Origin of the sequence: Mycolicibacterium cosmeticum, from assembly GCF_000613185.1 — a bacterium.
Classification (GTDB): domain Bacteria; phylum Actinomycetota; class Actinomycetes; order Mycobacteriales; family Mycobacteriaceae; genus Mycobacterium; species Mycobacterium cosmeticum.
In genome coordinates, this window is record NZ_CCBB010000003.1 from 1,137,312 (window position 1) to 1,163,698 (window position 26,387).

The 26,387-nt window shown below is 69.7% G+C and carries 29 protein-coding genes; 8 read left to right on the top strand and 21 right to left on the bottom strand.

Going from position 1 to position 26,387, the window contains the following annotated elements; all coding sequences use genetic code 11:
- Positions 1 to 1,509 (top strand): two-component system sensor histidine kinase PdtaS, encoded by a 1,509-nt coding sequence (locus BN977_RS24665; protein ID WP_024454385.1) that lies wholly within the window; start codon positions 1 to 3, stop codon positions 1,507 to 1,509.
- Between the two features lie 72 nt (positions 1,510 to 1,581).
- Here BN977_RS24665 and whiB1 read toward each other — a convergent pair whose 3' ends face one another.
- The 3 genes from whiB1 to BN977_RS24680 all read right to left on the bottom strand — a co-directional run bounded on the left by whiB1 (position 1,582) and on the right by BN977_RS24680 (position 3,945).
- Positions 1,582 to 1,836 carry a transcriptional regulator WhiB1 gene (gene whiB1, locus BN977_RS24670; protein ID WP_036402183.1) on the bottom strand — a complete coding sequence of 85 codons (255 nt, stop codon included), beginning with the start codon at positions 1,834 to 1,836 and terminating at the stop codon, positions 1,582 to 1,584.
- Between the two features lie 248 nt (positions 1,837 to 2,084).
- A complete protein-coding gene (locus BN977_RS24675) occupies positions 2,085 to 3,032 on the bottom strand; it encodes a diacylglycerol/lipid kinase family protein (RefSeq protein ID WP_036402187.1) in 948 nt (315 codons plus the stop codon).
- A 25-nt stretch (positions 3,033 to 3,057) separates the two neighbouring features.
- Positions 3,058 to 3,945 (bottom strand): LysR family transcriptional regulator, encoded by an 888-nt coding sequence (locus tag BN977_RS24680; protein WP_036402190.1) that lies wholly within the window; start codon positions 3,943 to 3,945, stop codon positions 3,058 to 3,060.
- 77 nt (positions 3,946 to 4,022) lie between these two features.
- Here BN977_RS24680 and BN977_RS24685 point away from each other — a divergent pair, with 77 nt between their 5' ends.
- Genes BN977_RS24685 through BN977_RS24700 form a run of 4 tightly spaced genes read left to right on the top strand, consistent with a single transcriptional unit; the run spans position 4,023 to position 7,382 of the window.
- Positions 4,023 to 5,216 carry an acetyl-CoA C-acetyltransferase gene (locus tag BN977_RS24685; RefSeq protein ID WP_036402192.1) on the top strand — a complete coding sequence of 398 codons (1,194 nt, stop codon included), beginning with the start codon at positions 4,023 to 4,025 and terminating at the stop codon, positions 5,214 to 5,216.
- Complete coding sequence (gene pcaD, locus BN977_RS24690) at positions 5,213 to 5,965, top strand: 3-oxoadipate enol-lactonase (protein WP_036402195.1); 753 nt, start codon at positions 5,213 to 5,215, stop codon at positions 5,963 to 5,965. Before BN977_RS24685 ends, pcaD begins: the two co-directional genes overlap by 4 nt.
- Complete coding sequence (locus BN977_RS24695; protein ID WP_024454391.1) at positions 5,962 to 6,738, top strand: CoA transferase subunit A; 777 nt, start codon at positions 5,962 to 5,964, stop codon at positions 6,736 to 6,738. Before pcaD ends, BN977_RS24695 begins: the two co-directional genes overlap by 4 nt.
- Positions 6,735 to 7,382, top strand: coding sequence for a CoA transferase subunit B (locus BN977_RS24700; RefSeq protein WP_036402198.1), 648 nt, complete (start codon positions 6,735 to 6,737; stop codon positions 7,380 to 7,382). The genes BN977_RS24695 and BN977_RS24700 overlap by 4 nt, the downstream gene beginning before the upstream one ends.
- Before the next feature lie 4 nt (positions 7,383 to 7,386).
- Here BN977_RS24700 and BN977_RS24705 read toward each other — a convergent pair whose 3' ends face one another.
- The 15 genes from BN977_RS24705 to BN977_RS24775 form a co-directional block, all read right to left on the bottom strand.
- Positions 7,387 to 8,811 (bottom strand): HNH endonuclease signature motif containing protein, encoded by a 1,425-nt coding sequence (locus BN977_RS24705; RefSeq protein WP_036402200.1) that lies wholly within the window; start codon positions 8,809 to 8,811, stop codon positions 7,387 to 7,389.
- A 134-nt stretch (positions 8,812 to 8,945) separates the two neighbouring features.
- A complete protein-coding gene (locus BN977_RS24710; RefSeq protein ID WP_024454394.1) occupies positions 8,946 to 9,308 on the bottom strand; it encodes an Rv1352/Rv1906c domain-containing protein in 363 nt (120 codons plus the stop codon).
- A gap of 14 nt (positions 9,309 to 9,322) precedes the next feature.
- A complete protein-coding gene (locus BN977_RS24715; protein WP_036402203.1) occupies positions 9,323 to 9,829 on the bottom strand; it encodes a M15 family metallopeptidase in 507 nt (168 codons plus the stop codon).
- A 5-nt stretch (positions 9,830 to 9,834) separates the two neighbouring features.
- Positions 9,835 to 10,239, bottom strand: coding sequence for a YchJ family protein (locus BN977_RS24720; RefSeq protein WP_036404335.1), 405 nt, complete (start codon positions 10,237 to 10,239; stop codon positions 9,835 to 9,837).
- Positions 10,226 to 11,143, bottom strand: coding sequence for a LysR family transcriptional regulator (locus tag BN977_RS24725; RefSeq protein ID WP_036402205.1), 918 nt, complete (start codon positions 11,141 to 11,143; stop codon positions 10,226 to 10,228). Before BN977_RS24725 ends, BN977_RS24720 begins: the two co-directional genes overlap by 14 nt.
- A gap of 23 nt (positions 11,144 to 11,166) precedes the next feature.
- Positions 11,167 to 13,401: a CaiB/BaiF CoA-transferase family protein gene (locus BN977_RS24730; RefSeq protein ID WP_036402208.1), complete on the bottom strand. Its 2,235-nt coding sequence runs from the start codon at positions 13,399 to 13,401 to the stop codon at positions 11,167 to 11,169.
- A complete protein-coding gene (locus tag BN977_RS24735) occupies positions 13,401 to 14,573 on the bottom strand; it encodes an acyl-CoA dehydrogenase family protein (RefSeq protein ID WP_036402211.1) in 1,173 nt (390 codons plus the stop codon). Before BN977_RS24735 ends, BN977_RS24730 begins: the two co-directional genes overlap by 1 nt.
- A 1-nt stretch (position 14,574) precedes the next feature.
- Positions 14,575 to 15,627 carry an acyl-CoA dehydrogenase family protein gene (locus tag BN977_RS24740; protein WP_036404338.1) on the bottom strand — a complete coding sequence of 351 codons (1,053 nt, stop codon included), beginning with the start codon at positions 15,625 to 15,627 and terminating at the stop codon, positions 14,575 to 14,577.
- Positions 15,628 to 15,706: 79 nt separating this feature from the next.
- A complete protein-coding gene (pcaC, locus tag BN977_RS24745) occupies positions 15,707 to 16,081 on the bottom strand; it encodes a 4-carboxymuconolactone decarboxylase (RefSeq protein WP_024454401.1) in 375 nt (124 codons plus the stop codon).
- A complete protein-coding gene (locus tag BN977_RS24750) occupies positions 16,078 to 17,274 on the bottom strand; it encodes a lyase family protein (RefSeq protein WP_036402214.1) in 1,197 nt (398 codons plus the stop codon). The genes pcaC and BN977_RS24750 overlap by 4 nt, the downstream gene beginning before the upstream one ends.
- Complete coding sequence (gene pcaG, locus BN977_RS24755; RefSeq protein ID WP_036402217.1) at positions 17,271 to 17,810, bottom strand: protocatechuate 3,4-dioxygenase subunit alpha; 540 nt, start codon at positions 17,808 to 17,810, stop codon at positions 17,271 to 17,273. The genes BN977_RS24750 and pcaG overlap by 4 nt, the downstream gene beginning before the upstream one ends.
- Positions 17,811 to 18,575, bottom strand: coding sequence for a protocatechuate 3,4-dioxygenase subunit beta (gene pcaH / locus BN977_RS24760; protein WP_036402219.1), 765 nt, complete (start codon positions 18,573 to 18,575; stop codon positions 17,811 to 17,813).
- A complete protein-coding gene (locus BN977_RS24765) occupies positions 18,572 to 19,882 on the bottom strand; it encodes an MFS transporter (protein ID WP_036402221.1) in 1,311 nt (436 codons plus the stop codon). Before BN977_RS24765 ends, pcaH begins: the two co-directional genes overlap by 4 nt.
- A 38-nt stretch (positions 19,883 to 19,920) precedes the next feature.
- The gene (locus tag BN977_RS24770; protein WP_036402222.1) at positions 19,921 to 20,781 is read right to left on the bottom strand and encodes a shikimate dehydrogenase; all 861 of its coding nucleotides are present in this window, start codon (positions 20,779 to 20,781) and stop codon (positions 19,921 to 19,923) included.
- A gap of 98 nt (positions 20,782 to 20,879) precedes the next feature.
- A complete protein-coding gene (locus BN977_RS24775) occupies positions 20,880 to 21,524 on the bottom strand; it encodes a TetR/AcrR family transcriptional regulator (RefSeq protein ID WP_024454406.1) in 645 nt (214 codons plus the stop codon).
- A 107-nt stretch (positions 21,525 to 21,631) separates the two neighbouring features.
- Here BN977_RS24775 and BN977_RS24780 point away from each other — a divergent pair, with 107 nt between their 5' ends.
- From BN977_RS24780 to BN977_RS24790, 3 genes are read left to right on the top strand one after another with little or no spacing between them, the layout of a single operon-like run.
- Complete coding sequence (locus tag BN977_RS24780; RefSeq protein ID WP_036404340.1) at positions 21,632 to 23,416, top strand: sugar phosphate isomerase/epimerase and 4-hydroxyphenylpyruvate domain-containing protein; 1,785 nt, start codon at positions 21,632 to 21,634, stop codon at positions 23,414 to 23,416.
- Positions 23,413 to 23,853 (top strand): type II 3-dehydroquinate dehydratase, encoded by a 441-nt coding sequence (gene aroQ / locus BN977_RS24785; RefSeq protein ID WP_024454408.1) that lies wholly within the window; start codon positions 23,413 to 23,415, stop codon positions 23,851 to 23,853. The genes BN977_RS24780 and aroQ overlap by 4 nt, the downstream gene beginning before the upstream one ends.
- Positions 23,850 to 24,236 (top strand): hypothetical protein, encoded by a 387-nt coding sequence (locus BN977_RS24790; RefSeq protein WP_036402224.1) that lies wholly within the window; start codon positions 23,850 to 23,852, stop codon positions 24,234 to 24,236. The genes aroQ and BN977_RS24790 overlap by 4 nt, the downstream gene beginning before the upstream one ends.
- Here BN977_RS24790 and BN977_RS24795 read toward each other — a convergent pair.
- The 3 genes from BN977_RS24795 to BN977_RS24805 are packed head-to-tail and all read right to left on the bottom strand — an operon-like array spanning position 24,233 to position 26,386.
- Positions 24,233 to 24,715, bottom strand: coding sequence for a GNAT family N-acetyltransferase (locus tag BN977_RS24795; protein WP_036402226.1), 483 nt, complete (start codon positions 24,713 to 24,715; stop codon positions 24,233 to 24,235). The genes BN977_RS24790 and BN977_RS24795 overlap by 4 nt on opposite strands.
- Positions 24,708 to 25,778, bottom strand: coding sequence for an isochorismate synthase (locus tag BN977_RS24800; protein ID WP_036402229.1), 1,071 nt, complete (start codon positions 25,776 to 25,778; stop codon positions 24,708 to 24,710). The genes BN977_RS24795 and BN977_RS24800 overlap by 8 nt, the downstream gene beginning before the upstream one ends.
- Positions 25,775 to 26,386 (bottom strand): acid phosphatase, encoded by a 612-nt coding sequence (locus BN977_RS24805; protein WP_036404343.1) that lies wholly within the window; start codon positions 26,384 to 26,386, stop codon positions 25,775 to 25,777. The genes BN977_RS24800 and BN977_RS24805 overlap by 4 nt, the downstream gene beginning before the upstream one ends.
- Between the last annotated feature and the right edge of the window lies 1 nt (position 26,387).

Below are 26,387 nucleotides of genomic sequence, written 5' to 3' on the forward strand. Positions count from 1 at the left end.
ATGTCGACCCTCGGCGATCTGCTTGCCGAGCACACCGTTCTGCCCGGCAACGCCGTCGACCATCTGCACGCGGTGGTCGGGGAGTGGCAACTGCTCGCGGACCTGTCCTTCGCCGACTACCTGATGTGGGTGCGCCGCGACGACGGGACACTGGTGTGCGTCGCACAGGTGCGGCCCAACACCGCACCCACCGTGCTGCTGGCCGACGCGGTCGGCACCGTGCAGGACGGCCCGGCCATGCCGGTGGTGGTCGGCGCGTTCAACTCGGGGGTCATCGGCCGGGAGAGCGACGCCGGCCAGACCGACGCCCACGACGGCAACTGGCTGAACGTGGAGGCGGTCCCGGTGCGCCACCGCGGCCAGGTGGTTGCGGTGCTGACGCACCAGACGGCGCTGGCCGACCGACGCAAGACCAGCCCGCTGGAACGGGCCTACCTGGACTGTGCGCGGGATCTGCTGCGGATGCTCAACGAGGGCACCTTCCCCAATGTCGGCGATGCCGCGATGTCGCGGTCGAGCCCCCGGGTCGGTGACGGGTTCATCCGCCTCGACGTCAACGGGGACGTGACGTTCGCCAGTCCCAACGCGCTGTCGGCGTATCACCGGATGGGCCTCAACGCCGAGCTGGAGGGCCACAATCTGATCGCGATCACCCGCCCCCTGATGACCGACCCGTTCGAGGCCCAGGAACTGGCCAAGCATGTCCGGATCTCGGTGGCCGGTGGGGCCAGCACCCGGATGGAACTCGATGCCGGTGGCGCGGCGGTGCTGCTGCGCACCATCCCGCTGCTGACCGGGGGCGAGGCGGCCGGGGCGGCCGTGCTGATCCGCGATGTCACCGAGATCAAGCGCCGCGACCGGGCGCTGCTGTCCAAGGACGCCACCATCCGCGAGATCCACCACCGGGTGAAGAACAACCTGCAGACGGTGGCCGCGCTGCTGCGGTTACAGGCCCGCCGCACCAACAACGCCGAGGGCCGCGAGGCGCTCAACGAGTCGGTGCGCCGGGTGGCCTCCATTGCGCTGGTGCACGACGCGCTGTCGATGTCGGTGGACGAAGAGGTCAACCTCGACGAGGTGGTGGACCGCATCGTGCCGATCATGAACGACGTCGCGTCCGTCGACAGTCCCATCCGGATCACCCGGGAAGGCGACCTGGGCGTGCTGGATGCGGACCGGGCGACCGCGTTGATCATGGTGATCACCGAGTTGGTCCAGAACGCGCTGGAGCACGCCTTCGACGGTCAGGCGCCGGGCGCCGTCACGATCCGTGCGGAGCGGTCCTCGCGGTGGCTGGACGTCGTCGTGCACGACGACGGCAAGGGCCTGCCGGAGGGCTTCAGCCTGGAGAAGTCGGACCGGTTGGGGCTGCAGATCGTCCGCACCCTGGTGTCGGCGGAACTGGACGGTTCGCTGGGCATGCACGATGTCGCCACCGGCGGCACCGACGTGGTGCTGCGGGTACCGATCGGGCGGCGCAGCAGATTCACCCTTGACAGCAAACTGTAAGCAAACTGTGCCCTGAAAAGCAGTGCGGCTCCGCCGAATTCGGCGGAGCCGCAAGACGTGCGGGCGCGACGATCAGACGCCGCTGCGCGCCTTCGTGCGAGCGTTGCGACGCTTGAGCGCGCGGCGCTCGTCCTCGCTCATGCCGCCCCACACACCCGCGTCCTGGCCCGACTCCAGCGCCCACGACAGGCACTCGGTGGTCACCGGGCAGCGGTTGCAGACCAGCTTCGCGTCAGCAATCTGCGCGATAGCCGGGCCGCTGTTCCCCACGGGGAAGAACAGTTCCGGATCCTCGTCGCGACAGACCGCCTTGTGGCGCCAATCCATGAGTCCAACTCCTTACCGTTTGCGCGCGAAAGCGCACGAGCTTTTTTCTTCGGCTGTTAACGCGTGCACATGAAATGTTTCTGCACTGTTGCATCCGATGCTTTCACAGGCTGAACAGATGTCAATAGCGGCGCGTTAACTCGTGGGCAATGTCACTACCCGGGCGGGTTACCTAACCCCTTACCCGTTTGTACTACACTCAACTCACTTGCGCTCAAAATTTTTTGAGGCTTCTCTAAAATCCCTGTTCAGAGCGTTTTCGGCGCGGGTGCGACGACCGCCAGAGCGTCCGGCACGGACGTGAACGTCATCGATTCGCGCTTTCCGATGTAATCGCCGTCGATCTGGCAGTCCACCGGTGTGTCACTGGTCACTCGCAGCCACGGCAGGTCGTCCTCGCGGATCAAATGGCGGGCCTTGATATCCGGTTTGGCCGACACCATGCGCCGCACCAGACCGAGGTTGGACCAGACGTTCATGCTCGTGGTCGCGAACACACCGAGCCCGGTGTCGAAGGTGGTGGTGGGGTTCGTCCAGACCGGTCGGGTGTTGGCGTAGGTCCACGGGCTGGAGTTGGACACGAAGGCGAAATGCACTCCGGTCACCGGTTCGCGGTCGGGCAGTTGCAGCGTCAACGTCGGTTCCTTGCGGGCGCTGGCGAGTACCTCGCGGATCGCCACCCGGATGTAGCGCGACGGGGTGACCTTGCGGCCCTTGGCGCGCTGGGCTTCCACCGCGGCCACCACGGCACCGTCGACGCCCATCCCGGCGGTGAACACCCCCCAGCGTTCGCCGCAGTCCATCAGCCCGATACGCCGCCATGGGGCACCGCCACGGTGCGCGCTGAGCAGGTCGACGAGTTGGTTGGTGGCCTCGATCGGATCCGGGCTGATGCCCAGGGACCGGGCGAACACGTTCGCCGACCCGCCCGGGACCACACCGACCGCCGGCGACTGCGGTCCGCGGTGCCGCAGGATCCCGTTGACCACCTCGTTCACGGTGCCGTCGCCGCCGTGCACGATCACGACGTCGATGCCCGTCGCGGCGGCCTCCTCGCCGATTTCGATGGCGTGCCCGCGGTGGTTGGTGTGCACGACGGTCAGATCGGTTCGGCTCTCCAGGGCGTGGGCCAACAGGTCACGGCCCGCCGCGGTGGTCGACGTAGCGTTCGGGTTCACGATCAGCACGGCACGCACGGGGTACGAGCCTAGCCCGATCCGGTTACGCGCCGGCCTCGCTGCGCAGCACGCGCAACACGTTCTCGATCAAGGGTGAGGGGCGCTCCGCGCGGTGCGCGGCCACCAGATCGACCCCCACGGTTTCCGGTGTCAGCGGCAGGTAGTGCACCCCGGCGAGGTCCAGCGCCGCGGTCGGGGCGGGCACGATCGCCACACCCAGCCCGGCGGCCACCAGGGTCACCAGGGTCGAGGTCTCCATCACCTCGTGCCGGACCCGCGGGACGAAGCCGGCATCGGCGCAGACGGCGAACACGATGCTGCTCATCACCGAACGGCCTTGGCCCACATGGGTGATGAAGTCCGCATCGCGCAGCTGGTCGACGGTCAGTGACCCCTGCCCGGCCAGCGGGTGCCGCGACGGCAGCGCCACCAGCAGGCGGTCACGCCGGATGGTCTCGGTGACGACGTCGTCCTGCTGGACCGGCGGGCGCAGCAGTGCCAGGTCGATATCCCCGGCGGCCAGGGCGGCCAATTGGGCGGGCGCCAACATCTCACCGCGGACCCGCACCTCGATACCGGGCAGGGATTCACCGAGCGCCCGCACCAGCCGGGGCAGCAGCGAGTAGGTGGCCGAGCCGACGCAGCCGATGGCCAGCTGGCCCTCGGTGCCGGCCTCGATCCGGCGGGCCTGACGGCCGGCGTCGTCGACCGCGTCGAGGATCTGCACCGCCCGGGTCAGGTAGGCCCGGCCGGCGGGCGTGAGCTCGACGCTGCGGGTGGTGCGGGTCAGTAGGGTGACGCCGAGCTCGGTCTCCAGCTGGCGGATCTGCTGGGACAGCGGCGGCTGTGCGATGTGCAGGCTGTCGGCGGCGCGGCCGAAGTGCAGGTGTTCGGCGACGGCGCGGAAGTACCGGAGGTGGCGCAGCTCCATTATTGAAACTTTACAGCTATCAATATGCGCTAAATAAGTATTTCAGAATATGACTGCGGCGACCTAGCGTCGAGAGCATGGACGTCGTGATCTGCAACCCGGTCCGTACGCCGGTCGGCCGGATGGGCGGTGCGCTGGCCGCCCTGACCGCCGCCGACCTGGCCACCGCGACCCTGCGCGAGCTGGTGCGGCGGACCGGCCTCGGCGAGGGCGATATCGACGACGTCATCCTCGGCAACGGTTACGCCAACGGCGAGGCGCCGGCCATCGGCCGGATCGCCGCGCTCGACGCCGGCCTGGGCACGGCGGTGCCCGGCCTGCAGATCGACCGCCGCTGCGGATCGGGCCTGCAGGCGGTGCTCTACGCCGCCGGCCAGGTTGCGACGGGGGCAGGCCGGGTCATCGTGGCAGGCGGTGCCGAGTCGATGTCCAATGTCGAGCATTACGCCCTCGGCTTGCGTACCGGGGTGCGCCAGGGCGGCGTGGTCCTGGCCGACCGGCTGGATCGGGCCCGCGAAACCGCCGGCGGCGCTTCCCATCCGGTTCCCGGCGGGATGATCGAGACCGCGGAGAACCTGCGCCGCGAATACGGCATCACCCGCGCCGAGCAGGATGAGCTGGCCGTCCGCTCACATCAGCGGGCCGTCGCCGCGCACGAATCAGGTTTGTTCGCCGAGGAACTCGTGCCGATCGAGGTTGCCGGCACCGTCGTCGATCGCGATGAGCATCCCCGGGCGGGCATCACCGTCGACAAGCTCGCCACCCTGCGCCCGATGCGGGCCAGGGTCGACGACGCGGCCACCGTCACCGCGGGCAATGCCTCCGGCCAGAACGACGGCGCGGCGATGTGCGTGGTGACCACCCGCGCCGACGCCGAAAAGCATGGCCTGACACCGATTTTGGCGCTGCGCTCCTGGGCGGTCACCGGCTGCGACCCGGCGACCATGGGTCTGGGGCCGGTGGCCGCCACCGCGGCCGCGCTGGACCGCGGCGGTCTCACCCTGGACGACATGGACCTGATCGAGCTCAACGAGGCCTTCGCCGCCCAGGTGCTCGCCGTGCTGGCCGAATGGAAGCTCGATGCCCTCGACGAGCGGCTCAATCCGTTGGGCTCGGGGATATCGCTCGGACATCCGATCGGCGCGACCGGTGCCCGCATCCTGGTCACCGCGGCTCACGAGGCGCGCCGCCGCAATGCGCGGTACGTGCTGGAGACCATGTGCATCGGCGGGGGACAGGGCTTGGCCGCGGTGTTCGAGGTGCTCCCGTGAGCGCCGTCGACGTGCACGCGGTGGTGACCGGATCCGGGCCGGCGGTGGTGCTGTCCAACTCGCTGGGCTCCGACCACCGGATGTGGGACGCCCAATTGGCCGATCTGGAACGCCATTTCACCGTGGTGCGGTATGACACCCGGGGGCACGGGCAGTCGCCGGTGCCGGCCGGGCCGTACTCGATCGACGACCTGACCGATGATCTGGTCGCCCTGCTGGACCGATTGCAGATCGAGCGGGCCCACGTGGTGGGACTGTCGCTCGGCGGGATGACCGCGATGCGGCTGGCGGCGCGCAATCCCGACCGCGTCGACCGCATGGTCCTGCTGTGCACCGCGGCGCAGCTGCCGCCGGCGCAGACCTGGAACGACCGGGCCGCCACTGTTCGGGCCGGCGGTGCCGCCGCGGTCGCGTCCGCCGTGGTGGCGCGCTGGTTCAGCAGCGGCTATACCGGCAACCGGGCGTATTGGGAGGCGATGGTGGCCGGCACGCCCGCCGAGGGATACGCCGGGTGCTGCGAGGTGATCGCGAAACTCGATCTGCGCGCGCAGCTTCCGTCGATCTCGGCACCGGTGCTGGCCATCGCCGGCAGCGACGACCCGTCGACCCCGCCCGCCACGTTGGCCGGCATCACCGATGCGGTGCCCGGAGCCCGCCTGCTGGTGGTCGACCGGGCCGCGCACCTGGCCAACGCCGAACAGCCCGGCGTCATCACCCCTGCCATCATCGAGCACCTGGAGCAGTCATGACACTGAACAAGGTCGTCGGATCGGCCGCCGACGCGGTGGCCGATATCCCACACGGCGCCAGTCTGGCCGTCGGCGGATTCGGATTGGCCGGCATCCCTTGGTATCTCATCGATGCGCTGTTGCAGCAGGGGGCCGGGGACCTGACCATCGTCAGCAACAACTGCGGGGTGGACGGTGCGGGCCTGGGCCTGCTGCTCGAGGCCCATCGCATCAGCCGGGTGATCGCGTCCTATGTCGGGGAGAACAAGGAGTTCGCCCGGCAGTACCTGGCCGGCGAACTGACGGTAGAGCTCACCCCGCAGGGCACGCTGGCCGAGCGGATGCGGGCCGGCGGCAGCGGTATCGGCGCGTTCTTCACCCCCACCGGGGTGGGCACCCTGGTGGCCGACGGTGGTCTGCCGTGGCGCTACCACACCGACGGATCCGTCGCGCTGGCATCGCCGGCCAAGGAGGTCCGCACCTTCGGCGGCAAGGAGATGGTGCTCGAGGAGTCCATCGTCACCGACTACGCACTGGTCCGTGCGGCCGTCGTCGACCGGGCCGGCAACTGCAAGTTCCACGCCGCCGCACGCAATTTCAACCCGCCCGCGGCGATGTCGGGGCGCATCACCGTGGTCGAGGCCGAACGCGTCGTCGAGGTGGGGGACCTGCATCCCGACGAGATCCATCTGCCCGGCATCTTCGTGCAGCGCGTGGTCGAACTGACCCCGGAACAGGCCGCGCACAAGGAGATCGAGAAGCGCACCATCCGCACCCGAGGAGCCGACCGATGAGCTGGGACCGCGATCAGATGGCCGCCCGCGCCGCCCGTGAACTGCGCGATGGTGACTACGTCAACCTCGGCATCGGGCTGCCCACGCTGATTCCCGACCACTTGCCCGAAGGCTCGGAGGTCACCCTGCACGCCGAGAACGGCATCCTGGGTGTCGGACCGTTCCCGTACGACGACGAGGTGGACCCCGACCTGATCAACGCCGGTAAGCAGACGGTGTCCGTGGTGCCGGGGGCTTCGTTTTTCGACTCCGCGACCAGCTTCGCGATGATCCGCGGCGGCCATGTCGACGTCGCGGTGCTCGGCGGCATGCAGGTCGCGGCCAATGGCGATCTGGCCAACTGGATGGTGCCCGGGTCGATGGTCAAGGGCATGGGTGGCGCGATGGATCTGGTCAGCGGGGCGGGACGGGTCATCGTGCTGATGGATCATGTCGCCAAATCGGGTGCACCAAAGCTGGTTTCGTCGTGTGACCTGCCGCTGACGGGTAAGGGCGTGGTGAGCCGGGTGATCACCGACCTCGGGGTGTTCGACGTGACCGGCGACGGATTCGCGGTGGTCGAACTCGCCCCCGGTGTGTCCTTCGACGATATCGTCGCCAAGACCGGTGCCCCGGTGTTCGACGCCCGCATCGCCGTCGCTTAGCGCGTCAAAATGGTGGTGGTTCGTCATGGGCGGCGATCCAGGCTTCGTGTTCTCGGCGTTGTTGTTCGAGGCGGTGGTGGTTGGCGGCGCGTTCGGCGTTGATGCGGCGGGTGTGTTCGTCGGTTCGGCTGCGTGATCGGCGGGGCATTTTGTGGCAGCGTCCCGGGGTGGCGGGGGTGGGTGTGGTCGCGGGTGTGCCGGTGGGGTTGGCCAGGGCGGGGAACCAGTGGGCGCCTTCTGGTTCGGTGAGGTAGGTGTGTCCCGTGGGGGTGGTCCAGATGACGGTGCCGTCGGGTAGTTGGTGGTCGTGCCAGCCGGTGTGGAAGGTCTTCAAGAGATGATGGAATCTGCACAGGCACTTTAGGTTTGACGGGTGTGTGGGCCCGGCGGGGTAGGGCACGGTGTGGTCGATATCGCAGTCCCAGGCCGGTGCATCGCAGCCGGGGAATCGGCAGGTCATGTCGCGGCAGCGGATGAAGTCGGCCAGTGCGGCCGCGGGGCGGTAGCCGGGTTGGGCCCCGGCAGGTATGCGCAGTTCGCGCCGGTTGGCGGTGGCGGCCAGGTCTTTGAGGATGTCGGCGGGCAGGGCGCCGTAGCCGGGCAGATACGCCGGGCGCTCTGATTCGCCGTCGAGGGTGGTGGTGTCGGCGATGACGTGGATCGTCACTCCGACGGTGGGGGGCGTCGCGGGCGCGGTGCGGGCCGGGCAGGTGGGGTTGTCGCAGTGGCAGGGTGGGTGTTGGCCGGTGGCGATGGCGGCGAACGCGTCGGCGCGGCGTTGGTCTTTGGTGCGGGTGTCGGCCGGGCATCGTTGTTCGGCGCGGGTGTCGAGCAGGGTGTCCCAGGCGGTGGCGGCCAGGGCGTCGATGTTGGCCCACACGCCGCCCATGCCGGGTTGGGTGGGGGTGATATCGACGTAGCGGTCGCGGCGGGGCCGGTCGGGATCACGCACGCCGATGGGGTCACAAGACGCGATGACCTGGTCGATGCGTTGCTCGATTTTCGGGCCGGACAGCCGTACCCAGCGGGCAGCCTTGCGGGCCAGCTGGGTGTCGATGCGGGCCATCAGGGTGGGGTCGGTGATCAGTTCGGTGCGGGCGACGATGGTGGCGATCATGCGGTGGTCGAGGACGCCGGTGGCGTAGACGGCGGCCACCTGGGGCAGGCGGGTGCGCAGGGTGATGGCCATTTTGACTTGGGCTTCGGCGCGTTTGCGGCTGATGGCCAGGGCGGTGGCGACTTCGGCGACCAGGCTGAGGTGTCCATCGATGGCCCAGCACAGTTTTTCGGTGTCGTCGTCGGGGGCCAGGGTTTCGTAGAGGTCGCCGATGGCGGCCAGCCGGCGGGCGCTGGCGGTGTTTTCGGCGCGGGCGGCAGCGCTCATCTGGTCCACCGCGGTGGCGGCCCGCTCGCGAGATTTATCGAACATGTGTTCGACACTACTCGTGCCCACCGACGCGTCGCCGCATCAAATCCGGCCCGCTGCCATCCTCGTCGCTTAGCGCGGCTAGCAGATAGCCGACCTAACCGACGGGAATGCCCCGCACCACTCGGTGGGCGACCTCAGGGCACCCGCGTCCACGGCTGACAGTTCTGCGACTCGAACGCTTTCACCCCGACAGGGATGTTCGCGAACATCGGGCCGATGGACGTATTCGTCTGGACGACATGGTCCTTGGCCGCATCGGGGGTGCTGTAGGTGAACCAGGCGCACATCGAATCCTGGGTTGGCACATCGTTGATCCACACGCCCCAGACCGATCCGGACCCGTCCGTGTGATAGAGCCCGGGTGCGATGTCGGTTCCGACCCGGAACACACCGTTGCCCGGAATCGGGTCCAGCGGCTCGGCGAAGGCCGGGGGCGCCCACGCAACGGCCGCCATGCTCACCACGAGCACCACCGAAACACCAGCAACCGCGGCCATAGCCGAGCGTATGCTCAGCCCGCGGCGTCCGGCAACAGCGCCGGGCAGTTCCCGTAGGCGTCGGCGGTCAGCTCGAAATGCCACAGCTCGTTGGCATACGTCCGGCACAACCCGAACCGCGCACCGTTGGCGATCAGCCACTGGTCCGCACCGGTCCCGCCGACGTCGACCGCCTCACCGACGACGTGCTTGGAGTGCTCGGGCGTCTGCACGAACTGCCGGGCCGCGGCGACGCTGCCGTAGGTGGCCACCGCGTCGTCGAGCAGCCGTTGCTGGAACTCGGGGGAGCGCCAGCCGGAGGTGACGGTCATCGTGATGCCGTCGGCCGCGGCCGCGGTGGTGGCGTTCTGGATGGCGCTCAGCAGCGCCGGTTCCAGCCGGCCGATGGCGGGATTCTGCACGTCGAAGGCGGTCAACACCTGATCGCCGGACAGCGACCCGTCCGCGGTGTCCGCGTGTGCGACCGGGGCCGCGCACAGGGCGCCCACGGCCAGCGCACCGACCGCCATCATCATCCGCATGGCCCTCAGCCTACGTCCGGCGACGGGAACACCCCGTCGACATAACGCCAGGCACCGTCCTTGCCGCGCCGGAAGCGGCTGCGCTCGTGCAGGATGCGCCGACGCCCGTCGGCGACGTACTGGGCACGGAACTCCACGATGCCGGACGCGTCGCCGGGGCCACCCGCCTCGGTGTCGACGATCTGTAGCCGCCGCCAGGTGATCGTGTCGTCCAGCTCGAGCGAGGCGGGTCGGGTGCCCCGGTCCCAACTGGACATCAAGTAGTCGGCCAATCCCAGCGCGTACGCGCTGAATCGGGACCGCATCAGGGCTTCGGCCGTCGGCGCCGTCTGCTCACCTCGGTGCAGCGGCCCGCAGCAGCGGTCGTAGTCGGTGCCCGACCCGCACGGGCACGGGTCACTGTCGCGCACGCGCCACCGCCACGCCGCCGGCGATCTCATCCACCAGGGCCTCCAGCTCCGGTCGGTCGGCCAGCCACGACAACGCGATTTTCGCGGGCGCCCAAGTGCTTTCGTCGATGGGGATGAGCTTGAATTCCGGCGGCGAGAAGATCCGCCCGATGAACGACGCCGGTGCATAACTCACCAGCGCCACCAGGTGACGGTTGAACACCTGGGTGGCCATCTCCAGCTCACCGCCGAGCTGGCCGGTGGTGCGCACGATCCTGGTGACGCCGCGGGCGTTGAGCCCGCGCGTCAATCCGGCCAGCACCACCGGATTCGGCCGGGCGAAATCGATCACCACATCACGGTCGCGCAGCTGTTCGATGCACACCACCTCGTGGGCGGCCAGCGGATCGTCGTGGCGCACCGCGATCGCCCCCTGATACCGCGCGACGACGCGGTGGCGCAGGCGCTGGTCCGGTGACGGCAGATGAATCAATCCCAGCTCGAGATGCCGGGCCACCAACTTGGCGGTCACCTCGGCCGCCGAACCCGGCACGCTGAACTCGGTCGGCACCGCCATGGTGGCGACGGTGCTCTCCAGCAGGGCAAGGAAATCCGACGGCGCGTAGGCGGTGGCACCGATGCGCACCGGAGTCGCGGCGCCGGTGATGCGCGCCGCCGTCGCCTTCAGATCGTCGACCCGGCGCAGGATGTCGCGCGCCGGTCCGAGCATCTGTGCGCCCAGCGCCGTGAGCCGCACGTCGTGGTAATTGCGTTCGAACAACGCCCCGCCGAGCTCGCGTTCGAGCAGTTTGATCTGCTTGCTCAGCGGGGGCGGGGTGATCATCAACCGGTCGGCGGCACGCTTGAAGTGCAGCTCGTCGGCGACCGCGACGAAGTACCGCAACCGGGTGACGTCGATACCCATGATCCCCGCATCGTACGAGGTGGTCAGTGCCCGGCCGTCTCCAGCACTCCGCGAGCGATCAGTTCGTCGATCTCGGTGTCGGTCAAACCCAGGAGATCACGCGCGATCTCGCGGGTCTGCTCGCCCAGCAGCGGGGCCTGGCGCAGCGGTGGATCGGCGATGCGCTCGGCATGCACCTGAACGTTTTCCAGGATGAACGGTTCGGCCCCGTGCGGATGCAGCTCCTCGCGGAAAGCACGGCGCGCCACGTAGTACTCCCAATCCGGGAGGTCGGCGGCGTGGAACACCGCGCCCGCGGGAACGCCCGCGGCCTGCAGCAGCTCCATGGCCGCCACGGGCGTGTGCCGGGCCGTCCAGGCCGCCAGGTCCTCGTCACCGATCACCGTGCGCAGCGCCGATTCGTCGGACGCATCCCGCGCCGTCACCGCGATCCAGGCGTCCTCGCCGGCGGCCGGGAACAGCCCCCACGACACGGTCGGTTCGGCCGGCACCTCGCCGGCGATCTCGGCGGCCAGGTGGCTCAGCATCACCTCCGACTGCGCCACGCTGACCGCGCCGCCGGTGCCGGTGCGTTCCCGGCGCACCAGCACGGCCATGGCGCTCAGTGCGCCGATGCGGGCGGCGACATGGTCGGGATAGACGGTGACGGTGTCGCAGAACGTGTCCTTAGCGCCCGGATACACCCACAGGTCGGTGACGCCGGCGGCCGCACGGACCAACGGGCCGTAGCCCATCCGTGCCGCCCAGGGGCCGGTGGGCCCGAACGCCGAACTGTCCACCACCACGATGCCCGGATTGATCGTGGCCAGGGTGGCATGGTCCATGCCGAGCGCCGCCGCCACCCCGGGTTTGAAGTTGGTCAGCACCACATCGGACATCTCGACGAGCCGGTGGGCCAGCGCACGCCCCTCGGCGCCCCGCAGGTCGATGCCGATGGACCGCTTGTTGCGATGCCCGGCCGCGTAGGTGTGGCTCACCGACGTCAGGCTGCCGCGCAGACCGTCGGGGAACGCCGAATTCTCGATCTTCACCACATCGGCGCCCAGGTCGCCCAGCAGCCGGCCGGTGTCGGCGCCCACCACGATCACCCCGAGGTCCAGCACCCGCAGCCCCTCGAGCGGAAGGCCTTCGTCGCGGCGCGGGCGCGCACCCAGAATCGGTGCACCAGAGGGTCGTTGCGCCACAAAAGCCGAGGCCGTCAGCGCGCTGGCCCGGTGGCCGTCGATCTCGACGATCCCGATCGGGACCGGCGCGCGACGTCCCGCCCCGAGGTCCACCTCGCGGAACAGGCCGCGTTGGGAGACCTGTTCGGTGCGCAACGCCTCGGGCAGCGTCAGCACCGCCGCGGTGGGCACGCCGTGCCGCTGGCCCTCGGCCTCCAGTTCGGTCCGGGTCCGGTCGGCGCAGAACCGGCCGATGGCGGCCAATAGGGCGGGTGAGCCCAGGCGCACCCGCAGGCTGTCGAAGGACGGATCGGTGAACTCCTCGGGCCGACCCATCCAGGTCAACATGCCGTGCCATTGCCGCTTGGCCAGCAGGCAGATCCGGATGTGGCCGTCCTTGCACGGGATGATCGGGTACCGCAGCTGCTCGGCGTTCCAGTCGCGGCGTTGCGCATTCAGCGCCACCCCGCCCGAGGCCGTCCCGGCCGTCCCGAACGGCGGGTCCAGGGTTTGCATCGCGCCGTCGAGCACCGCGAAGTCGATGAGATCACCCGTCCCGGTGCGTAATCGGTCCAGCAGCACGCTCATGGTCAGCACCGCGGCCTGTGCCGCGGCTACCTGGTAGGGCAGTTGGCTTCCCGGTGGCACCAGCGGTGCCCGCCCGGGGATGCCGGACCGGGACAGCTCGCTGGTCAGTGCGTGCAGCACCGGTGTGGTGGCCTGCCAGCCGCGGAACCGGTTGTCCCGGCCGAAATCGCTGATCGACAGGATCACCAGGGCGGGGTGATCGGCGCGAATCGTCTTGACCGACAACATTCTTTCGGCAACCGAACCGGGCGCGGTGTTCTCGATGAGAATGTCGGCCTCGGCGAGCAGGCGCCGCCAGTCCGCCGGGTCCACTGCCGCGGGTGTCATGCCGTGCCGGTTGATCGCCGTGGCCAACGGCGCCCGTTCGGCGACGGGTTCGGTGACCCCGGACAGCGCCACGGGGGTGACGCCGGCGCCGAGGTCGGCGAGCAGCCGGCCCACCGCGGTCATCGGCCCGGACGACAGGTCCAGCACCGTCACCCCGGACAGCGGCGGGTCGTAACCCATCAGGATCTCCGGGCCTGACGGAACGGGATGTCGCGGTCCACCTCGGGTTCCTTGGGCAGTCCGAGCACCCGCTCGCCGATGATGTTGCGCTGGATCTGGTCGGTGCCACCGCCGATCGAGGTGAAGAAGGCGTTGAGCGCCAGGAAGTTCACGTCATCGGCTTCGGCGTTGTCGGGGCCGGCCAGCAGCGCCTCGGCACCGATGATCTCCGTCTTCAGCGCTGCCTCGGCGTGCAGGATGCGCGACATCGCCAGCTTGCCCAGCGACATGACGGAGCTCGACGTGCCCTGGGCTGTCTCGGCTTTCGCGCGGGCGTTGTTGAGCGCGTTGAGTTCCCGAAGGGCCAGTACCTGGGCGAGGTCTCTGCGAATCACCGGGTCGTCGAGGCGGTCGTGGTCGCGGGCCAGTTCGATCAGGCTGTCGGCGCGGGTCCGGTTGCGGGATCCGCGGCCGGTGTCACCCATGATCGATCGCTCGTAGGCCAGCGCGGTCTGCAGCACCCGCCAGCCGTTGCCGGCACCGCCGAGCAGATGGCTGTCGGGCACGCGTGCGTCGGTGAGGAACACCTCGTTGAAGTGGGACTCGCCGGTGATCTGCACCAGCGGCCGCACCTCGATCCCGGGCTGGCGCATCGGGATCACGAAGAAGCTGATTCCCTTGTGCTTGGGTACATCCCAGTCGGTGCGCGCCACCAGCAGGCCGTATTCGGCGGTCAGCGCCCCCGAGGTCCACACCTTCTGGCCGTTGACCACCCAGTCATCGCGGTCGCGGACGGCCGTGGTGCTCACGGCGGCCAGATCCGAGCCGGCGCCCGGCTCGCTGTAGAGCAGGCACGTGCGGGAGCGTTCGGTCAGGAACCCGCGCAGCAGTGCGGTTTTGAGGGCGTCGCCGCCGAATTTCAGGATGGTGTTGGCCGCGATGTTGTACTTGTCCTGCCGGGCCCCGGGTGCCTTGACGGCCCGGAATTCCCGTTCGATGACGGCGGCCGACTCGTGCGGGTAGGCCCGGCCGAACCATTCGGTGGGGTAGGTGGGGACGGCGTAACCGGCGTCGAGCACCTTCTCCAGCCAGGCGATCTTCTCCGGTGAACTGGTCCACGGGTCAACGGTTTTCGGTAGTCCGGTCCAGTGCTCGGCCAGCCAGGCCCGGACCTCGGTGGTCAACTCGTCCATCTCAGCCTCCCTTGGCCACCAGGTAGCGTTCCCGGAACTGCGCGGGACTGCCGAACAACTGCATTCCGGTGCGGGCCCGGCGCAGGTATCGGTGCGCCGGGTGCTCCCAGGTGAACCCGATGCCCCCGTGCATCTGGATGGCCTGCATGGCCGTCGTGTGATAGGCCTGCGCACAAGTGAATCCGGCCAGGGCGACAGCTGCCTCGGCGTCCTCGGAGCCGAACCGGGCCGCCGCGTGCTGCGCGGCGGAGGTGGCCGATTCGACCTCGAGCAGCAAATCGGCGGCCATGTGCTTGAGCGCCTGGAAACTGCCGATGGGCCTGCCGAACTGGATCCGCGTCTTCAGATAGTCGACGGTCATCTCGAAGATGCGCCGGGCGCCGCCGGCCTGCTCACCGGCCAGCGCGGTCACGGCGAGGTCGAGCGCGTGCTGCACCGCGTCCCAACCCGCGGTGCCGATCCGGCGGGCGGGTACCCCGTCGAAGGTGAAGGTGGACAACGGGACCGAGGGGTCGAACACCGTCGCGGCCATCCGTTGCAGTCCGGGAGCGTCCGGCGCCACGTCGAAGATGCCGATCTCGTGGCCCACCCGGGCCGCCACCAGCAGCACGTCGGCGACCTGCCCGTGCAGCACGTAATGGGCGGTGCCGCGCAGCGTGTCGTCGTCGGCGCGTACCGCCACCCCGCCGGGGGACCAGGTGCCGGCGGCGCCGGTCAACGCGACGGTGCCGATGACCGAGCCGTCGGCCAGGCCCGGCAGCAAGCGACGGTGGTCCTGCTCGCTGCCGGCCGCCGTCACGAGCGCGACGGTCAGCACCGCGCTGGCCAGGAACGGTGCATCGAGCAGGGCCGCCCCGATCTCCTCGGCCACCGCCTCCACTTCCTGCGCACCCAGACCCACGCCGCCGTATGCGGGGTCCACGAGCAGGCCCGCCACCCCCTGGGCGGCCAGTTTCTGCCAGATGGCCGGGTCGGAGCCGTCCGTCGCCTGCCGGGACAGCAGCTCCCGCACCGCCGAGCGCAGCTCCGCGCGTTCGGCCACGCTGATCGTCATGGGTCCATGCAACGGGACCGGGGCCACGATGTACATCATGCTTTGCGACACCGATACGTTTCCGAAAGGGAACCGTGTGTCAGATGTCCCCGTCCTCGGCCAACACGCGGGACGCGATCCGGAACGCGGTGTTGGCATCGGGCACGCCGCAATAGATGGCCGTCTGCAGCAGCACCTCCTTGATCTCGCCGACGGTCAGACCGTTGCGCCGGGCGGCGCGCACGTGCATGGCCAGTTCGTCGTGGTGGCCGCGGGCCACCAGCGCCGTCAACGTGATCAAGGAGCGGCTGCGCCGGTCCAGCCCCGGCCGGGTCCAGATATCGCCCCAGGCGTACCGGGTGATCAGGTCCTGGAAGTCGGCGGTGAAATCGGTGGTCTGCGCGACCGCGCGGTCCACGTGCGCATCGCCGAGCACCTCGCGGCGCACCGTCATCCCGTCCTCGTAGCTGGTCATGGCTCCTCTTTCCGGCGGTCGCGGGCCCGGGTCAGCGCCGCGTCGATCAGTAGGTCCGAGGCGCCGAGGTAACCGGCCATGGGCGGTCTGCCCGCCAGCTGCGCCATGGTGTGTTGTTCGGCGCGGATCCCGGCGGCACCGTCGAGGTTGGCTCGGGCGCGGTCGGCCTGCACCCGCAGGCCGGCGAGCAGCTCCGCGGTCTGCGCACCGGCGACGACGGTGCGCCTGGTCAGCGTGGCCAGCGTCGCCCACTCGGCATGCCAGCCGCCGTCGGCGCGTTCGTCCACGCTCGCCGCCGCCGCGGTGTGCAGGGTGGCGCCGAGGGCGGGTGCGGTCAGTGCGGCGCGGCGTATCAAGACGGTCAGCACGGGATTGTTCTTGTGCGGCATGGTCGATGAGCCACCCCCGGAGCCCTCGGCCAGTTCCCCGGCGCGCACGCCGGCGGCGACGTCGTTGGCGATGTGGCCCCAGGCGTCGGAGCAGCCCACCAGCGCGTCGGCGGTGCGGGTGATGGGCGACCGGGTGGTGTGCCACGGTGGGGCCGGTGCCAGGCCGAGCGCGGTGGCCCAGCGTTCGGCCAGGGCGACGGCGGCCCGCGGTGACCCGGTGAGTTCGGTGGTGGCGGCCAGGGTGCCCGCGGCGCCGCCGGCCGAAACGGCCGGTGCGGCAGTGGCATCCAGGGCGTCCGCGGCGTCGAGGACGCCCGTCAGCCAGACGGCGAACTTGCGGCCGGCCGTTCCGGGCAGCGCGGCCTGGGTGAGCGTGCGGGTCAGCATCGGCGTGTGCCGGTGCGTTTCGACGAGGTCGACGAGCGTGCGGGTCTGCGTGCCGAGCCGATGCCGGATCTCGGTCAGAGCATCGCGCAGGCACAGCATCAGCGCGGTGTCGAGCACGTCCTGACTGGTCAGTCCGCGGTGCAGCCATCGGGCCGATTCGGCGCCGGTGCGCGACCGCAGCAGTTTCACCAGTCCGGTGACCGGATTGCCGTCGGCTTCCGCGCCGGCGGCGATACCGGCCAGATCGGCGTCACCGGCCAGCTCGTCGAGATCGGCGGCCGCGTTCGGCGGTGCGATGCCGGCCTCGACAAGGGTTGCCAGCCAGGCATTCTCGGCCATCACCAGCGCAGCGAGGAACGCCCGCTGACTCATCAGGGCCCCGGCGCGGTGATCACCGGGCCAGAACAGATCGCTCACTGGCCCGGGAAGCGCAGGAACACCGTCTCGTGCTCGCCCTGCAGGCTGATGTCGAACCGGAGCCCGGTGTCGTCCCGCCGTGCGATCAGAGTGTCGCGGCGCTCGGCGGGCAGACTGTCCAGCAGCGCGTCCGATCCCGGACCGGGGACGTAGGCGCGGGTGAAGAGCCGGTTGAGCAGTCCCCGTGCGAACACCGTCACGGCGATGAACGGCCGGCGGCCGGGATCGGTAGCGCCCGGCTCGACGGTGGTGAAGCTGTAATGCCCGTCGTCGCCGGTGGACACCCGTCCCCACCCGGTGAAGGTCCAGCCGTCGCGGTGCAGCGATCCGGTCTGCTGGGGTACCGCGCCCGCACCATCGGCCTGCCAGATCTCCAGCATGGCGTCGGGCACCGGCTTGCCGGCCCCGTCGGTGACCACGCCGTGGAACCGGATGGATCCCGGAACGCCCGGCGGCACAAGCTCATTACCGCGTTTGAAGGGCAGTGCGTAGCCGTAGAACGGGCCGATGGTCTGGCCGGGGGTGGCGGTGAGCATCTAGTTCTCCTCGAAATGGGTGCGCTGCGCACCGGTCAGCACGATGTCCCAGCGATACCCGGTGGACCACTCGTGCGTGGTGACATCGTGATCGTAGGTGGCGACGAGGCGGTCGCGGGCCTTCTGATCGGTGATCGACTGGTAGATCGGATCGAGCGCGAACAGCGGGTCCCCCGGGAAGTACATCTGGGTGATCATCCGCTGGGTGAAATCCGTTCCGAAGAGCGAGAAGTGGATGTGTGCGGGCCGCCACGCGTTGTGGTGGTTCTTCCACGGGTAGGGCCCGGGCTTGATGGTGGTGAAGCGGTAGGTGCCGTCGTCGTCGGTCAGGCAGCGGCCGACCCCGGTGAAATTGGGATCCAGCGGTGCGCGGTGCTGGTCGCGTTTGTGGATGTAACGGCCGGCCGAATTGGCCTGCCAGATTTCGACGAGCTGGCGGCGCACCGGGCGGCCGGCGCCGTCGACGATGCGTCCGGTCACCACGATGCGCTCGCCGATCGGATCGCCGTGATGCTGGATGGTCAGGTCGGCCTCCAGCGGGTGCACGTCGCGTTCCCCGAAGGCCGGTGACCACAATTCGACGGTCTCCGGGTCGGCGTGGTGCAGATCCTTGGTGGGATGGCGCAACACGCTGCTGCGGTAGGGGGCGTAGTCCAGCCGCGGCTGCGTCCGGCCGGCTCCGTCGCGTGCCAGGGCGGCCATCTCGGCGTTGATCTGGGTCTGGCTGCCCGTGCCGCTGTCGGGGTTGGTCTCGATCACCGTCACGACGCGCTCCCCAGCCGTTCGGTCGGCACGTCGCGGGTTTCCCGCGCGGTCAGCGCCGACGCCGCGGCGATTACGCAGACCACGCCGGTGAAGACGCTGATCACCACCCAGCCGCCTTCGCGCACACCGCCCAGCGCGGTGACGATGCTCGGTGCGAAACCGGCCACCAGGAAGCCCAATTGGGTGCCGATCGCCACTCCGGAGAAGCGCACCGGGGTGGCGAACATCTCGCCGTAGAAGGCCGGCCACACCGCATTGGCCGCGGCATAACCGAAGGAGAAGGTGGCCACCGCGAGTGCGAAGGTCAGCAGTTGGTTACCCGAACTCATCGACAACATGTAGAAGGGCATCAGCACCGCCGAGGACAGCGCGCCGTACACGAACACCGGCTTGCGGCCGATCCGGTCGGCCAGCTTGCCGAACAGCGGCTGGGTGGCCAGGGCGAACACGTTGGCCACCACCACCAGCCACAGCGTGATGTCGGCGGGCAGGCCGACCTTCTTGCCGTAGGCGATGGCCAGGTTGCTGAAGACGGTGGACACCGCGGCGATGAACGCGCAGAAGATGACCCGCAGCACGTCGGCCCAGTGGTTGCGCAGCAGCGGGATCAGTGGCATGCGGGCGATGGTGCCCGCGGCCTTGGCCTCGGTGAACTGCGGTGTCTCGTGCAGTCGGCGGCGGATGAAGTAGGCCACCACGACCACCACCGCGCTGAGCCAGAACGGCACCCGCCAGGCCCAGGTGTACTTCACCTCGTCGGGCAGCGACACGAACGGGATGAGCACCAGTGAGGCCAGGATCAGGCCGCCCTGGGTGCCGGTCAGCGTCCAGGACGTGTAGTACGCGCGCTGGTGGTCGGGGGAGTGTTCCAGGGTCAGCGAGCTGGCACCGGCCTGCTCGCCGGCCGCCGAAAAGCCTTGCATCAGACGGCAGATCACCAGCAGCGCCGGGGCGGCCCAGCCGATGGTGGCGAAGCCGGGCAGGCAGCCGATGAGGAAGGTGGAGACGCCCATGAGCACCAGGGTGAACATCAGCACGCGCTGGCGGCCGATGCGGTCACCGAAGTGGCCGAGGATGAGGGCACCCACCGGCCGCGCGACATAGGCGAAGCCGAAGGTGGCGAACGACATGACCAGCGCCGCTTCCTCGCCGGACGGGAAGAACACGTGCGGGAAGATCAGCGCCGCGGCCGAGCCGAACAGGAAGAAGTCGTAGTACTCGACGGCACTGCCCATGAAACTGGCCAGGGCGGCCCGTCGTGGGGTGCGGGCCGTGGCGGCCTCGGGTGGTTGCGTGGTGGTGGCCATGGTTCTCCTTTGAACGAATTATGTTGGGCTGCTCTGGCTTAGCCGACGAGTTTGCGGAAATGGGCCGACATCCGGCCGGCGTCCGGGCTGATCCCGGTGATCAGGGCGAAGGCGTCGACCGCCTGGTGCACGGCCATGTGGCCGCCGTCGAGGGTGCGGCAGCCGGCCTGCCGGGCCGCCCGCAGCAGCGCGGTGTCCAGTGGGCGGTAGACGATGTCGGCCACCCACATCCGCGGGTGCAGCAGCGCGGGATCGAAGGCGATGCCCGGGTGCTGGGCCATACCGGTGGGCGTGGCGTGCACGACGCCGTCGGCCTCGGGCAGCAGCACCGCCAGTTTGTCGAACGACGACGCGTCGATGTGGGCCAGCGGGTGCCGCGCCGCCAGGTCGGCGGCCAGTGCGGTGGCCCGGTCGGGATCAAGGTCCACCACGGTCAGGTGGCCGGCGCCGAGCCGCAACAGTGCGGCGGCCACCGCGGTGCCCGCGCCGCCGGCGCCGAGCAGCACCACCCGACCGGTGTCGGCGCCCGGCAGGCCCTCGCCGAACCCGTGGGCGAAACCGGTGATATCGGTGTTGTGCCCGAAGGCTTTTCCGTCGCGGAACAGCACGGTGTTCACCGCACCCAGTTCGCGGGCGGTGTCCTCGATGTCGTCGAGGTGCTCCAGGACGAGTTGTTTGCAGGGGTGGGTGATGTTGAGTGCGTCGTAGCCCAGCGTCCGGGCCCACTGCAGAAGGTCCCCGACGCGGCCGGGAGGTAGGCCCAGCGCGTCGAGGTCGAGGGTGCGGTAGACGTAGTCCAGGCCGTGGGCCCGGCCCTCGGCCATGTGCAGCGCCGGGGTCAGCGACGGGCCGACGCCGGTGCCGACCAGCCCGACGAGATAGGGGTGCGGTGAGGGCATCGGCCCGTGCTCCTTAATGTACGAACTAGTACGTACGCAAAGTAGAGCACTGTGGTGCGCGTCGCGTCAAGCAGTGAGTGTGAGGCGGGTCTCGTCGCTCAGGGGCGGCTGGTCAGCCAGCCGACGACGACATCGCCCAGCATCCGGCGCAGGTGTGCGCGCCGCGATGTCTCGGTCAGGTCGGTGTCGAAGAGGAAGCCGAACGTGTACTGGTTGGCGACCTGGAACACGCAATAGGAGCTGATCACCAGGTGTACGTCCAAGGCGTCGACGTCGTCGCGGAACGCGCCGGCGGCGCGGCCGTCGCGCAGGATCTCGTCCAGCAGGGAAGTGGCGGGCTGGGACAGATCTCGCAGGTCAGCGAGTTGTTTGATGAATTCGCCGCGGTGGATGTTCTCGATCGACACCAGTCTGATGAACGCATCGTGGGCGATGTGGTGGTCGAAGGTCACCTCGGCCAGCCGGCGAATGGCCTCCACGGGATTGGCGTGGTCGACCCGCAATTTCTGCTCGGCTTCCCGGATGCCGCGGTAGGCGTGCTCCAGAACGGCCAGGTAGAGCTGCTCTTTGCCGCCGAAGTAGTAGTAGATCATCCGTTTGGTGGTGCTGGTGCGTTCGGCGATCTCGTCCACCCGCGCGCCCGAGTAGCCGGACTCGGCGAACACCTCGGTGGCCACCGCCAGCAGTTCGGCGCGGGTGCGCTCGGCATCGCGCTGAAGTTCGGCTTTGGGCTTGGCGGCCATGACGGCTGAGCTTACCGAGGGTGCGCCCCGCGGCGGCGCACCGCTTCCGCGGCAATTAACTGTTTGGTACATTGACAGACGGAGTGGCCCCCGTCACAGGAGGAATGATGAAGACGTCGATCGCCACGGTCTCGCTGTCCGGCTCGCTCGTGGAGAAGCTGCACGCCTGCGCGGCCGCCGGCTTCGACGGGGTCGAGATCTTCGAGCCCGACCTAATCGCCGGTGATCACTCCCCGGAGGAGATCCGCCAGCTGGCCCGCCGGCTCGGCCTGTCACTGGACCTGTATCAGCCGTTACGCGATCTGGAGGGTGTCGACGAAACCGTCTTCGCCGACAACCTGCGCCGGGCCGGGGCCACCTTCGCCACCGCACGCCGGCTCGGCATCGACACCGTGCTGGTGTGTTCCAACGTGGCGACGGCGACCGTCGACTCCGACGAGGTGTCGGCAGCCCAGCTGCGCCGCATCGGTGAACTGGCCGCCGGTTACGGCATCCGGATCGCGTTCGAGGCGCTGGCGTGGGGTCGCTACATCGACGACTACCGCCGCGCGTGGCGGGTGGTCGAGCTGGCCGCGCACCCGAATGTCGGTGTGTGCCTTGACAGTTTCCATGTGCTCTCCCGCGGGCACGATCCATCGGAGATCGAACGGATCCCGGGCGAGAAGATCTTCTATCTGCAGCTGGCCGACGCACCGGCGCTCAGCATGGACGTGCTGTCCTGGAGCCGGCACCACCGGTTGTTCCCCGGCGAGGGCTCCTTCGATCTGGCCGGGTTCGTGCGGCACACCCTGGCCGCCGGCTACACCGGGCCGCTGTCCCTGGAGGTCTTCAACGACACGTTCCGCCAGACCGATCCCGGGCACACGGCGGTGCACGCGCTGCGCTCGCTGGTGTGGCTGCACGATCAGGTGTCGCACACCCTGACCGATGCGAAACCGCCGACCGGCTTCGACTTCGTCGAGATCAAGGCCGAGGACACCAGCGAGGTCGAGGTGCTGCTGCAGCGGCTGGGCTTCACCCCGCGCGGCCGGCACCGCAGCAAGCCGGTCTCGTTGTGGTCGGCCGGCGCCGCCCGGGTGGTGCTCAACGAGCAGCAGGCTCGCGATCAGCTGCCCCACGTGGCGGCGATCGGGCTGCAGGTACCCGACACCGAGGCCACCTCCCGGCGGGCGGCCGAACTGATGGCGCCCGCCGCGTACCGGCGCACCTACGCCGCCGAGCAACCGTTCGGTGCCACCGTCGCGCCCGACGGCACCCAGTTCTTCTGGGCGTCCTCGGCAGCGGCCGAGCCGGCCTGGGTCACCGAGTTCGAGGGCGGCCTGCCCGACGCCGGCCCGCACCTGGTGATCGACCACGTCAACCTCACCCAGCCCTGGCAGACCGCGGAGGACGCGGTGCTCTTCCTGACCAGTGTCTTCGGTCTGAGCGCCGGCGAGCCCGCCGAGGTGCCCGGCCCCAAGGGGTTGGTGCGCAGCCAGGTCATGCACAACGCCGACAAGTCGGTCCGGCTGCCGCTGAACGTCGCGCCGCACATCATGGACGACGCCGGCCTGCCCCAGCACATCGCCTTCGCCTGCGCCGACGTCCGCGCGCTGGCTCGCACCGCCCGAGCGGCCGGCCTGCAGTTCCTGGCCATCCCGGACAACTATTACGACTATTTGTCCGGCCGGTTCGGCTTGGCCGACGACGCCGTCGCCGAACTGCGGGAGCTCAACCTGCTCTACGACCGGGCGTCCAGCGGTGCCGAGTTCGTCCACTTCTACACCAGCACCGTCGGCACGGTGTTCCTGGAGTTCGTGCAGCGTGTCGGTGGCTACGACGGCTACGGCACCGACAATGCCCCGGTGCGCCTTGCCGCCCAGCGGGGGCGTCTCGGTACCGTACGGTCGTGACCGAACGCGTAGTGCTGCTCGTCAACGGGCCCAACCTCAACCTGCTGGGCACCCGCCAGCCCGAGGTGTACGGCGCCACCACGCTGGCCGAGATCGAGGCCGCCGTGACCGCGCTCGCCGCCGAGTTCGGCCTGGCCGTGCGCGCCGTGCAGAGCAATCACGAGGGCGTGCTGATCGACGCCATCCACGCCGCCCGCGGCGAATGCGCCGGCATCATCATCAATCCCGGTGCCTACAGCCACACCTCGATCGCCATCCGCGACGCGCTGTCCTCGGTCGATCTGCCGGTGGTGGAGGTGCACCTGAGCAACATCCACGCCCGCGAGGAGTTCCGGCATCACTCGTTCGTCTCCGCTGTCGCCGACGCGGTGATCGCCGGGGCCGGCCCGGCCGGCTACGAGTACGCGGTGCGCCACCTGGCGGCGAAGTTCGCATGAGCCTGCAACCCCCGATCGTCCGCTACGCCGGATTCCTGGTGGCCGCCGAGGCCGTGGCCGCCCTCGCGGTGGCCGTCGTGCTCGCGGTGCTGGCGACCGGCGGGACCGACAAGCACACCCAGGGTTTCAACGCCTACGGCACCGCGGGCTGGTTCGCCATCATGGGGTGCGGTCTGCTCGCGGGCGGGTGGGCTCTGATCACCGGCAGGCGGTGGGGCCGCGGTATCGGTGTCTTCGCCAACCTGCTGCTGCTCGGGGTGGCGTGGTACCTGTTCACCTCACACCAGGCGGCCTACGGGATCGCCGTCGTGCTGCTGGCCGTGCTCACGCTGGGCATGCTGCTCAGCCCGTCGGCCGTGCACTGGACCACCGAACGGGACTAGACCTCGCCCGCCAGCGCGCTCAGCTCGGACCCGGACACCCGGTAGGTGGTCCACTCCGTCTGCGGCTTCCCGCCCACCGCGTCGTACAGCGCGATCGCGTTGACGTTCCAGTTCAGCACCGCCCAGGACAACCGGGTTCCGCCGCGCCGCACGCACTCGGCGGCCAAGGTGGCCAACAACTTCCGGGCCAGGCCGCGGCGCCGGAACGCCGGGCGGACGAACAGGTCCTCCAGGTAGATCCCCGTCACCCCGTCCCAGGTGGAGAAGTTCAGGAACCACACCGCGGTCGCCGCGGCCTGCCCGTCGACCTCGACGACATGCGCATACGCTACCGGTTCGGGGCCGAAAAGCGCTTGGTGCAGCTGAGTTTCGGTGACGGTGCATTCGTCGAGCGCGTTCTCGAACTCGGCGAGTTCGCGGATCATCGACACGATGTCGGGTTCGTCACCCGGTCGGGCCCAACGGATCACCTCAGTCATTTTCTGCTCCCAGTCCTGTCAGGATCGTCCGGAACTTGGTCGTGGTCTCGTCCACCTCGTCATCGGGATCGGATTCGGCGACGATCCCACCGCCGGCATGGGCCAGCGCCGTCCGCCGGTCCGGGCTGAGTACCGCACACCGGATCGACACCACCCAGCGGCCGTCACCGCGGGCGTCGCACCAGCCGACCGCGCCGGCGTAGAAACCGCGGTCGCCCTCGAGCTCGGCGATCAGGGCGGCGGCCGCGGCGGCCGGCACCCCGCCGACGGCCGGGGTCGGGTGCAGGGCCAGCGCGAGATCCAATGCGCTGGTGCCACTTTCGCGCAGCCGGCCGCGGATCGGGGTGCTCAGGTGCCAGAGCGCGTCGGTGCCGTGCAGCTCGGGTTCGTCGGCGATCTGCAGATCCGTGCACAGCGGTTCCAGTGCCGTGCGCATGACGTCGACGACGAACGCGTGCTCACGCCGGTTCTTGCCGGAGGCCGCCAGCGCGGCGGCATTGGCCGCATCGGTCTGCGGGTCCGGCGACCGCGGCGCCGACCCGGCGAACGGCCGGCAGATCACCGTGTCGCCCGTGCGCGCCACCAACAGTTCCGGGCTGGCGCCCACCAACGTGCCGGCCGCGCCCAATTCGGCCAGGTACACGGTGGCGGCCGGGTCGGCGGCGGCCAACCGGCGCAGCACCGAGCGCGGATCCCAGGCGGCGTCGGCGTTCAGCTTCAGTGCGCGGGCCAGCACCACCTTGTCCAGGTCCGAGTTGCGCAGCCGCGCCACCGCCTCGGCCACCCGGGCCCGGTGCTCCGAGCCGGCCGGCAGCGTCTCGCGGGTGAGCACCGCCGGTGCGGCGCGCACCGGCCAGTCCGGCAGGGCCTGCGGGAACTCGATCCGCTCGGGGGCGAACAGCGCGGGCCGGGTGCGCAGGTCAAACGGCAACGCTCCCACCACGATCGGGACGGCACCGGAACGCAGTGCCCGTTGGGCATCCGGAATCGTGGAGAACTCCTGGCGCTCGCCGTCGGCCAGCACGGTGCCGTCCGGCCCGGACAGCACGAACGACGGTGTCACGCCGGCAGGCAGGGGTTGACGTGACCGGTCAGGCCCAACGCGGAAATCTGGCGCACACCATGCTCGAACCCGCACACCGCGATCGAGGCCGCCGCCATCGACAACCGGATGCCGTCGGACACCGGCAGCTCGATCCAGCGGGTCAGCATCGAGCGGGAGAAGTGGCCGTGCCCGACGAACACCACATCGCGCTCGGCCATGTTGTCCAGGGCCAGCGCGAGCGCCGCGTCGGCGCGCGCGGTGACGTCGGCCATGCTCTCGCCGCCCGGGCAGGGATGCGTCCACACCGTCCAGTCCGGCACGGTCTGGCGGATCTCCACGGTGGTCAGGCCCTCGTAGTCGCCGTAATCCCATTCGGCCAGCAGGGGAGTGACCTCGTCGACGGTCAACCCGGCCAGTTCGGCGGTGAGCAGCGCCCGCCGGCGCGGGCTGCTGACCACCAGCGGGTCGCGCAACTGCAGGTCGCCCAACGCCTCCGCGGCGAGCTTGGCCTGGTATCTGCCGGTATCGGTGAGATCGAGATCGGTGCGGCCGGTGTGCTTGCCGCTCTTGGACCATTCGGTCTCGCCGTGCCGGAGCAGGAACAGCCGGTGCTGCTGGACGGTCACC

What these genes read in the sequence shown, in the direction of transcription:
- BN977_RS24665 (WP_024454385.1), top strand. Translation starts at nt 1, where the DNA reads ATGTCGACCCTCGGCGATCTGCTTGCCGAGCACACCGTTCTGCCCGGC.
- whiB1 (WP_036402183.1), bottom strand. Translation starts at nt 1,836, where the DNA reads ATGGATTGGCGCCACAAGGCGGTCTGTCGCGACGAGGATCCGGAACTG.
- BN977_RS24680 (WP_036402190.1), bottom strand. Translation starts at nt 3,945, where the DNA reads ATGGAGCTGCGCCACCTCCGGTACTTCCGCGCCGTCGCCGAACACCTG.
- BN977_RS24685 (WP_036402192.1), top strand. Translation starts at nt 4,023, where the DNA reads ATGGACGTCGTGATCTGCAACCCGGTCCGTACGCCGGTCGGCCGGATG.
- BN977_RS24695 (WP_024454391.1), top strand. Translation starts at nt 5,962, where the DNA reads ATGACACTGAACAAGGTCGTCGGATCGGCCGCCGACGCGGTGGCCGAT.
- BN977_RS24700 (WP_036402198.1), top strand. Translation starts at nt 6,735, where the DNA reads ATGAGCTGGGACCGCGATCAGATGGCCGCCCGCGCCGCCCGTGAACTG.
- BN977_RS24705 (WP_036402200.1), bottom strand. Translation starts at nt 8,811, where the DNA reads ATGTTCGATAAATCTCGCGAGCGGGCCGCCACCGCGGTGGACCAGATG.
- BN977_RS24710 (WP_024454394.1), bottom strand. Translation starts at nt 9,308, where the DNA reads ATGGCCGCGGTTGCTGGTGTTTCGGTGGTGCTCGTGGTGAGCATGGCG.
- BN977_RS24715 (WP_036402203.1), bottom strand. Translation starts at nt 9,829, where the DNA reads ATGCGGATGATGATGGCGGTCGGTGCGCTGGCCGTGGGCGCCCTGTGC.
- BN977_RS24725 (WP_036402205.1), bottom strand. Translation starts at nt 11,143, where the DNA reads ATGGGTATCGACGTCACCCGGTTGCGGTACTTCGTCGCGGTCGCCGAC.
- BN977_RS24730 (WP_036402208.1), bottom strand. Translation starts at nt 13,401, where the DNA reads ATGGGTTACGACCCGCCGCTGTCCGGGGTGACGGTGCTGGACCTGTCG.
- BN977_RS24735 (WP_036402211.1), bottom strand. Translation starts at nt 14,573, where the DNA reads ATGGACGAGTTGACCACCGAGGTCCGGGCCTGGCTGGCCGAGCACTGG.
- BN977_RS24740 (WP_036404338.1), bottom strand. Translation starts at nt 15,627, where the DNA reads ATGACGATCAGCGTGGCCGAACGCGCGGAGCTGCGCTCGGCGGTGCGG.
- pcaC (WP_024454401.1), bottom strand. Translation starts at nt 16,081, where the DNA reads ATGACCAGCTACGAGGACGGGATGACGGTGCGCCGCGAGGTGCTCGGC.
- pcaG (WP_036402217.1), bottom strand. Translation starts at nt 17,810, where the DNA reads ATGCTCACCGCCACCCCCGGCCAGACCATCGGCCCGTTCTACGGCTAC.
- BN977_RS24765 (WP_036402221.1), bottom strand. Translation starts at nt 19,882, where the DNA reads ATGGCCACCACCACGCAACCACCCGAGGCCGCCACGGCCCGCACCCCA.
- BN977_RS24770 (WP_036402222.1), bottom strand. Translation starts at nt 20,781, where the DNA reads ATGCCCTCACCGCACCCCTATCTCGTCGGGCTGGTCGGCACCGGCGTC.
- BN977_RS24775 (WP_024454406.1), bottom strand. Translation starts at nt 21,524, where the DNA reads ATGGCCGCCAAGCCCAAAGCCGAACTTCAGCGCGATGCCGAGCGCACC.
- BN977_RS24780 (WP_036404340.1), top strand. Translation starts at nt 21,632, where the DNA reads ATGAAGACGTCGATCGCCACGGTCTCGCTGTCCGGCTCGCTCGTGGAG.
- BN977_RS24790 (WP_036402224.1), top strand. Translation starts at nt 23,850, where the DNA reads ATGAGCCTGCAACCCCCGATCGTCCGCTACGCCGGATTCCTGGTGGCC.
- BN977_RS24795 (WP_036402226.1), bottom strand. Translation starts at nt 24,715, where the DNA reads ATGACTGAGGTGATCCGTTGGGCCCGACCGGGTGACGAACCCGACATC.